6 protein-coding genes are annotated in these 7,906 nt (G+C 72.9%); 1 reads left to right on the top strand and 5 read right to left on the bottom strand.

The genetic code is table 11. From position 1 onward, the window contains the following. Window positions 1-181 precede the first annotated feature (181 nt). Window positions 182-733: a hypothetical protein gene (locus ACQRUO_RS37475; RefSeq protein ID WP_428320653.1), complete on the top strand. Its 552-nt coding sequence runs from the start codon at window positions 182-184 to the stop codon at window positions 731-733. Between the two features lie 111 nt (window positions 734-844). On the opposite strand, the gene pyk is transcribed toward ACQRUO_RS37475, so the two are convergent. From pyk to ACQRUO_RS37450, 5 genes are all read right to left on the bottom strand, one after another. Continuing rightward, complete coding sequence (pyk, locus tag ACQRUO_RS37470; RefSeq protein WP_428320652.1) at window positions 845-2,275, bottom strand: pyruvate kinase; 1,431 nt, start codon at window positions 2,273-2,275, stop codon at window positions 845-847. Window positions 2,276-2,337: 62 nt separating this feature from the next. Further along, the gene (locus ACQRUO_RS37465; RefSeq protein ID WP_428320651.1) at window positions 2,338-3,543 is read right to left on the bottom strand and encodes an acetate kinase; all 1,206 of its coding nucleotides are present in this window, start codon (window positions 3,541-3,543) and stop codon (window positions 2,338-2,340) included. Further along, complete coding sequence (gene pta, locus ACQRUO_RS37460) at window positions 3,540-5,786, bottom strand: phosphate acetyltransferase (RefSeq protein ID WP_428320650.1); 2,247 nt, start codon at window positions 5,784-5,786, stop codon at window positions 3,540-3,542. The genes ACQRUO_RS37465 and pta overlap by 4 nt, the downstream gene beginning before the upstream one ends. A 222-nt stretch (window positions 5,787-6,008) precedes the next feature. Further along, window positions 6,009-7,190, bottom strand: coding sequence for an alpha/beta hydrolase (locus ACQRUO_RS37455; protein ID WP_428320649.1), 1,182 nt, complete (start codon window positions 7,188-7,190; stop codon window positions 6,009-6,011). A gap of 118 nt (window positions 7,191-7,308) precedes the next feature. Then, window positions 7,309-7,906, bottom strand: a 598-nt coding sequence (locus tag ACQRUO_RS37450) for an alpha amylase C-terminal domain-containing protein (protein ID WP_428320648.1), incomplete at its 5' end; no start/stop codon positions are given.

Below are 7,906 nucleotides of genomic sequence, written 5' to 3'. Positions count from 1 at the left end.
CCCGGCGGCGAGCCCCGACGCGAGCCCCTCCGCGGCCGCCTCGCCCTCCGCGAGCGCCTCGGCGAGCCCGTCCGCGAGCGCCTCCGCCTCCGCGACGGCCTCGCCCGCGCCGACCGGCAGCGCCGCGCCCTCGGCGGTGGCCTCCGCGCTGGCCAACGGCGACACCCGCCCGCTCTGCCCGGTGGACACCAGCAAGGTGGCGGCCTCGGGCGTCCAGAGCGGCGACGTGGTGCCGGACCAGAACTGGACCCTGAAGTCCAGCAAGCTCGCGCTCTACGGCGCGGTGTTCGGCGGCGTCTACGAGGTGCACACCCCGACCACCACCAAGCGGGTGCTCAAGTTCACCGTCAGCTCGGTGGGCATCGGCGATCTCGACATGTCGACGATCGAGAACACCGGGCACGGCTCGACCCCGCCGGAGACCTTCCACGTCAAGGGCGCCCCCGGCAGCACCTCGACGATGGTCGACGGCCCGATCACGATGTACGTGGAGAGCCTGAGCGGCGAGCTGAGCAACCTCTACGGCATCCCGCTGCCGCCGCTGGGCACCATCACGCTGACCCCCGACACGCTGCCGCAGTGGCTCTACGACCTGATCGGCGCGGTCCCGATCCCGCTCGACATCACCATGACCGGGGTCACCGCGATCCAGGCCGGCCAGTTCGGCGGCACCCTGAGCATCCCTGGCATGCACATGTACAACGACACCCAGCCCTACCCGTACGGGCACTGACGCCCCACCGGGTCACCGGGCCACCAGGTCACCGGCTCACTGGGAACGACGAGCGGGCCGCCCCCCAGCGACTGGGGAGCGGCCCGCTCGGCCGTGCGGTGCGGCGGACCGTCAGGCGGTCGGCCGCATGCCCAGGTGGTGCACCTGGACCATGTTGGTGTTGCCCGGGATGCCGGGCGGCGAGCCGGCGGTGACGATCGCGGTGTCGCCCTCGGCCAGCCGCTTCATCGACAGCAGCTCGCGGTCGACCTGGAGCACCATCTCGTCGGTGGTGGCCACCTGCTCGGTGACGTAGGCCTCGACGCCCCAGCTCAGCGAGAGCTGGTTGCGGGTGGCCTCGTCCGGGGTGAAGGCGATCACCGGGATCGGCGAGCGGTACCGGGAGAGCCGGCGGGCGGTGTCACCGGACTTGGTGAAGGCCACCAGCGCCTTGGCGTTCAGGAAGTCGCCCAGCTCGCAGGCGGCGCGGGCGACCGAGCCGCCCTGGGTGCGCGGCTTGCGGCCCGGGTTGAGCGGCTGCAGGCCCTGGGCCAGCAGCTCGACCTCGGCCTGCTCGGCGATCCGGCTCATCGTCTTGACCGTCTCGACCGGGAACTTGCCGACGCTGGACTCGGCGGAGAGCATCACCGCGTCCGTGCCGTCCAGGATCGCGTTGGCGACGTCGGAGACCTCGGCGCGGGTCGGCCGCGAGGCGTGGATCATCGACTCCATCATCTGGGTGGCGACGATCACCGGCTTGGCGTTGCGGCGGGCCAGCGTGATCAGGCGCTTCTGGACCAGCGGCACCTTCTCCAGCGGGTACTCCACCGCGAGGTCGCCACGGGCCACCATGATCGCGTCGAAGGCGAGGACGATCTCCTCCATCGCCTCGACCGCCTGCGGCTTCTCGATCTTGGCGATGACCGGCACCCGGATGCCGACCTCGTCCATGACCTTGTGCACGTCCTCGATGTCCGCGGCGTTGCGGACGAACGAGAGCGCGACCATGTCGACGCCCAGGCGGAGCGCGAACCGCAGGTCGTCCTTGTCCTTCTCGGACAGCGCGGGCACGTTGACCGCCGCGCCCGGCAGGTTGATGCCCTTGTTGTTGGAGAGCACCCCGCCCTCGACCACCACGGTCTTCACCCGCGGGCCGTCGACGCTGACGACCTCCAGGGCGATGACGCCGTCGTTGATCAGGACCGGGTCGCCGGGCTTCACGTCGCCGGGCAGGCCCTTGTAGGTGGTGCCGCAGATGTGCTGGTCACCGGGGACGTCCTCGGTGGTGATGGTGAACGTGTCGCCGTTGTCAACGGTCACCGGGCCGTTGGCGAAGGTCGCCAGACGGATCTTGGGGCCCTGCAGGTCGGCCAGCACACCGATGGTGCGGCCGGTGTCCGCGGACACCTGGCGGACCTTGCGGTACCGCTCCTCGTGCTCCGCGTGGGAGCCGTGGCTCATGTTCAGACGGGCGACGTTCATGCCCGCTTCGACGATGGCCTTCAGCTGGTCGTAGGAGTCCGTGGCCGGACCCAGAGTGCAGACAATTTTCGCTCGGCGCATATCGATGATCCTATCCGTACGAGTTATTCCCGGGGATTGGGACGAACCTCCGAGAGTGCGCGCTAGCCTGCTCCGACCAGCGCATACGCCTGCTGGGCGATCTCGAGCTCCTCGTCCGTGGGCACCACCGCGACGGTGACCCGCGAGTAGGCCGGCGAGATCACCCGGGCCTCGGCGGAACGCACCGAGTTCAGTTCCGGATCCACCGCGATGCCCAGCTCCTCCAGCCCGACGGTGGCCGCCGCCCGGACCGGCGCCGCGTTCTCGCCGACCCCGGCGGTGAACGCGATCGCGTCCACCCGCCCGAGCACCGCGTAGTACCCGCCGAGGTACTTGCGCAGCCGGTGGACGTAGGCGCGGAAGGCCAGCTCGGCGGCCGCGTCGCCCTCCTCGGCCCGGCGCAGGATCTCCCGCATGTCGTTGTCCCCGCAGAGCCCGAGCAGGCCGCTGCGGCGGTTCAGCAGGTCGTCGATCTCGTCGATCGACAGCCCGCCGACCCGGTTCAGGTGGAAGATCACGCCCGGGTCGATGTCACCCGACCGGGTGCCCATCACCAGACCCTCCAGCGGGGTGAGGCCCATCGAGGTGTCCACGCAGACGCCGCCGGCCACCGCCGAGGCGGAGGCGCCGTTGCCCAGGTGCAGCACGATCACGTTGAGCTCGGCCGGGTCCTTGCCGAGCAGCCGCGCGGTGGCCCGGGCGACGTACTGGTGCGAGGTGCCGTGGAAGCCGTAGCGGCGCACCCGGTGCTCGTCGGCGATCGCCGGGTCGATCGCGTAGCGGGCCGCGTGCTCCGGGATGGTGGTGTGGAAGGCGGTGTCGAAGACGGCGACCTGCGGCAGGTCGGGGCGCAGCGCCCGGGCCACCTCGATCCCGGTGATGTTGGCCGGGTTGTGCAGCGGGGCCACCGGCACCAGTCGCCGGATCTCGGTCAGCACCTCGTCGGTGACCAGGGTCGGGGCGGTGAAGCGCTTCCCGCCGTGCACCACCCGGTGCCCGATCGCGGCGAGCTCGGGGGAGTCCAGGCCCAGGCCGTCGGCGGCCAGCTCCGCGGCCACCGCCTTGAGCGCGGCCGCGTGGTCGGGGTAGGGCTGCATGGTCTCGCGCACCGCGCCGTCGGGCGCGGTGTGCTTCAGCCGCCCGCTGCCCTCGCCGATCCGCTCCACCAGCCCGGCCGCCGGCCGGGTGCCGTCCAGCATGTCGATCAGCTGGTACTTGACCGACGAGGAGCCGGCGTTGAGCACCAGGACCCGGGTCGCCTCGGTCATGTGCGCTGCTCCTTCACGCTCTCGCCGGCCACGCTCTCGTCCGCCCCACTCTCGTCCGCCCTACTCGGGTCCGTCCCGCTCCGGTCCGACTGGGCCTGGATCGCGGTGATCGCCACCGTGTTGACGATGTCCTGCACCAGCGCACCCCGGGACAGGTCGTTGACCGGCTTGCGCAGCCCCTGCAGCACCGGGCCGACCGCGACCGCGCCGGCCGAGCGCTGCACGGCCTTGTAGGTGTTGTTGCCGGTGTTCAGGTCCGGGAAGATCAGCACGGTGGCCCGCCCCGCCACCGGGGAGCCGGGCAGCTTGGTGGCCGCCACGTGCTCGTCGACCGCCGCGTCGTACTGGATCGGGCCCTCCACCAGCAGGTCGGGGCGGAGCGCGCGGACCAGCTCGGTGGCCTTGCGGACCTTGTCCACGTCGGCGCCCGAGCCGGAGGTGCCGGTGGAGTAGGAGAGCATCGCGACCCGCGGCTCGACGCCGAAGGCGGCCGCGGTCCCGGCCGACTGGATCGCGATGTCGGCCAGCTGCTGGGCGTCCGGGTCCGGGTTGACCGCGCAGTCGCCGTAGACCAGCACCTTGTCGGCCAGGCACATGAAGAAGACCGAGGAGACGATCGCGGCGCCCGGCGAGGTCTTGATCACCTCGAAGGCGGGCCGGATGGTCGCGGCGGTGGAGTGCACCGCGCCGGAGACCATGCCGTCCGCGATGCCCTCCTGCACCATCAGGGTGCCGAAGTAGGAGACGTCGGTGACCACGTCGTGGGCCAGCTCGACGGTCATGCCCTTGTGCGCGCGCAGCTCGGCGTAGCGCTCGGCGAACCGCTGGCGCAGCGGGCTGGTGGCCGGGTCGACCAGGTGCAGCTGGGCCCGGTCGCCGCCGGCCTCCGACTGCGGCAGGGTCAGGCCCAGGGCAGCGGCCCGGCGGCGGACCGCGTCCGGCTCGCCGAGCAGGGTCAGGTCGCAGATGTTGCGGCGGAGCAGGATCTCGGCGGCGCGCAGCACCCGCTCCTCGGTGCCCTCCGGCAGCACCACGTGCCGGCGCCGGGCCCGGGCCCGCTCCAGCAGCTCGTGCTCGAACATCATCGGGGTCACCCGGTCGGACCGGCTCAGCTCGATCCGGTTGGTCAACTCGGCGGTGTCCACGTGGAGTTCGAAGAGACCGAGGGCGACCTCGGCCTTCCGCGGGCTGCCCGCGCCGAGCTTGCCCTCCAGGTGGGTCAGCGCAGCGGCGGTGGGCCAGCTGCCCTCCGGGACCACAGCGACCGGGGTGCCCGGGGCCAGCCGGGCGGCCAGCGCCAGCACGTCCGGACCGGGGTGCTGGGCCAGCGTCAGCAGCACGCCGGCGATCGGCGGGGCGCCGGCGGCGTGCGCGGCCAGCGAGCCGATCAGCAGGTCGGCCCGGTCGCCCGGGGTGACCACCAGGGCCCCCTCGGTCAGTGCGGGCAGGAAGGTGGGCAGCATCGCGCCGCCGAAGACGAAGCCGCGCACGTCCCGGGCCAGGCCGGCCGCGTCGCCGAGCAGCACCTCGGCGCCGGTGGCCTCGACCAGCTGGGCCACCGTCGGGGCGGCCAGCGCGGGCTCCTCGGGGATCACGTAGGCGGGCACCGGCAGTTTGGCGGCCAGGCCGCGCAGCACCGGCTGCTTGGCGGCCGGCTGGACCCGGTTGGCGATCATCGCCAGGGTCGAGCAGCCCAGGTCGGTGTAGGCCCGGTAGGCGTTGCGCACCTCGGCGGTCACCGCCTGCGGGTCCTGGTCGTGGCCGCCGACCACGGGCAGCACCCAGGCGCCGAACTCGTTGGCGAGGCGGGCGTTGAAGGCCAGCTCGTCGGGGATGCTGGTGTCCGCGAAGTCGGTGCCGAGCACCAGCACCGCCTGGCACCGGCGCTCCAGCGCGCGGAACCGGTCGACCAGGGCGGAGACCAGCTCGTCCTGCCCCTGGGCGGCCTGCAGCGCGGCCGCCTCCTCGTAGTCGAGGCCGTACAGCTCGGCGGTCGGCAGGTCCAGCCGGTAGCGGGTGCGCAGCAGTTCGACCATGTGGTCGGTCGGGTGGCCCGCGGTGGCGGGGTCGGCGGCGAGGCCCGCGGCCGGTTGGTCGGCGGGGCCGTGCGGCCGGGCGTGGACCAGCGGGCGGAACACCCCGACCCGGTCCACCTGACGGGTCAGCAGCTCCATGACCCCGAGTTCGACGGCTTGGCGGCCGTCCCCCCGACCGATCCCGGTCACGTACACACTGCGCGCCACGCCAGTCTCTCCGTCCGTCCGAGGCCGCTCCGCGGGCTTGCTGCCGGCGCTCGGCAGCCGCTCACCGGTTCGACCATACCTTCGCAGCCGCCCCGCCCGTCCGCATGCGGGCACGACCGGGTGGGGCAAGGGACGAAGGTCCCGGGCGGGGCGGCCCGAGGTCCCGGTCGCGCCGGCGCCCGGCCCCACCTGCGCCGGGGCGGGCGGGGCGGGCGCGCGCCGCTACGGCGTGGGGATCAGCGCGGAGAGCCACTTGAAGGACGGGACCACCAGCGGCTCCCAGGTGGAGGTCAAGTGCGGCCCGGTGGTCTCCACGGTGGTGACCGCGGTGGGTGCCTTGGCGGCCTGCTGCAGCGCGACCGCGTCCTCCAGCCCGTCGCCCTTGCGGCCGGTCACCCAGAGCGCCACGTTCGGCGGGGTGCCGGCGTGGGTGAGCAGGTAGAGCGGGTTGGCGGTCTGGCGCAGCTGCGGGTCCTTGGCGGTCAGCGAGTCGGGCTCGCCGGCCGGGTCGTTGTAGCCGGACATGCTGATCGCGGCCCGGTACCGGTCGGGGTGGCCGAGCACCAGCCGGGCCGCGCAGTGCGCGCCGGCCGAGTAGCCGGCCACCGCCCAGCCGGCCGCGGTGTTGTCGGCGCGGAAGTTGTCCATCACCATCTGCGGCACGTCGCGGTCGAGCCAGGTCTCGGCGTTCACCTTGCCCGGGATGTCGGCGCAGCCGGTGTCGGTGTTGTTGCCGAGCAGCGTGACCCGCGGCGAGACCAGGATGAACGGGGTGACCTGGCCGGACTTCATCAGCGGGGCGAGCTGGCTGGTCACGTTCATCGCGCCGAACCAGGTGCTGGAGCTGCCGGGGAAGCCGGCCAGCAGTTCGACCACCGGGAAGGTCTTGTCCTTGTAGGCCGGGTCGTCGTACTGCGGCGGGGTCCAGACCAGCACCTCGCCCTCGACGCCGGAGAGCGGGCCCTTGAGGTCGGCCTGCTTCACGTCCTTGGGCACGGCGTCGGAGCTGGCCGGCTTGAAGCTCAGCAGCACCTTCTGCCGCGGCGAGGCCCCGGACGCCGCCTGGTCGGCGGCCAGCCCGTTGTCCTTCGGCGGCGCCGCGACCGACTTGACGTGGCTGGAGGTGCCCAGCAGGTCGCCCCAGGTGTCGTAGAGCTGGGTGGAGTTGTTCACCAGGACGAACACCAGGGCGACCGCGGTGGCCTGGCAGAACAGGATGGTGGCCAGCTGGCCGAGCGAGCGCAGCGGGCCGGGGGCGCTGCTGCTCCCGGCCCGCCGGCGCCGGCTGCCGCCTTGCGCCGCACCGGCCCGTCCCCGCGCGCGGTACTGCGCCATGGCCAGCGCGATCGAGGCCACGAAGAGGACGATCGTGAGGATGAGGAAGGGGGTGCCTGTCAGTGCCATCGGGTGTTCGAATCCAGCTCCTGTGCCGCCCGGGCCCGTTGCCCGGCGCAAGCAGAGACACTAGGGCACGGGTGTTCGGTTGCCGTCCGGCGGGGAGTTGGCTGGATCGGGCTGCGGATCAGGCCGGGCGCAGCCAGAGGGTGGCCAGCGGAGGCAGGATCAGCTCGGCGCTGCGCGGCTGGTCGTGCCAGCAGACCGGCTCGGCCTTGACCGGCCCGTTGGTCACCCCGCCGCCGCCGAACCGCTGCTGGTCGGTGTTGAGCACCTCGGTCCACAGCTGGGTCGCCCCGCCCAGGCTGGGCAGCCCGATCCGGTAGCCGTGCCGCACCACGGGGGAGAAGTTGCAGACGGCGACCAGCGGCGTGCCGTCCGCCGCGTGGCGGACGAAGGCGAGCAGGTTGTCCTCGGCGGCGCCGCCGTCCAGCCAGCGGAAGCCGGCGGGGTCGGTGTCCTGCTCCCAGAGCGCCGGGGTGTCCCGGTAGACCCGGTTCAGCTCGCCCACCAGCCGCTGCACCCCGCGGTGCTCCTCGGCGGCCGGCCACTGGTCCTCGAGCACCCACCACTGCGGTCCGGCGTCGTGCTGCCACTCGGCACCCTGGGCGAACTCCTGGCCCATGAAGAGCAGTTGCTTGCCGGGGTGGGCCCACATGAAGGCCAGGTAGGCGCGGTGGTTGGCGCGCTGCTGCCACCAGTCGCCGGGCATCTTGGAGACCAGC

The organism is Kitasatospora sp. LaBMicrA B282 (assembly GCF_050325825.1).
Lineage (GTDB): Bacteria > Actinomycetota > Actinomycetes > Streptomycetales > Streptomycetaceae > Kitasatospora.
The sequence above is the reverse complement of the archived record's forward strand: the minus strand, read 5'-3'. Positions and strand labels throughout refer to the sequence as shown.

Bases quoted from the DNA above. Each gene is read 5' to 3' on its own strand.
- ACQRUO_RS37455 (WP_428320649.1), bottom strand. From the start codon at position 7,190: ATGGCACTGACAGGCACCCCCTTCCTCATCCTCACGATCGTCCTCTTC.
- pyk (WP_428320652.1), bottom strand. From the start codon at position 2,275: ATGCGCCGAGCGAAAATTGTCTGCACTCTGGGTCCGGCCACGGACTCC.
- ACQRUO_RS37465 (WP_428320651.1), bottom strand. From the start codon at position 3,543: ATGACCGAGGCGACCCGGGTCCTGGTGCTCAACGCCGGCTCCTCGTCG.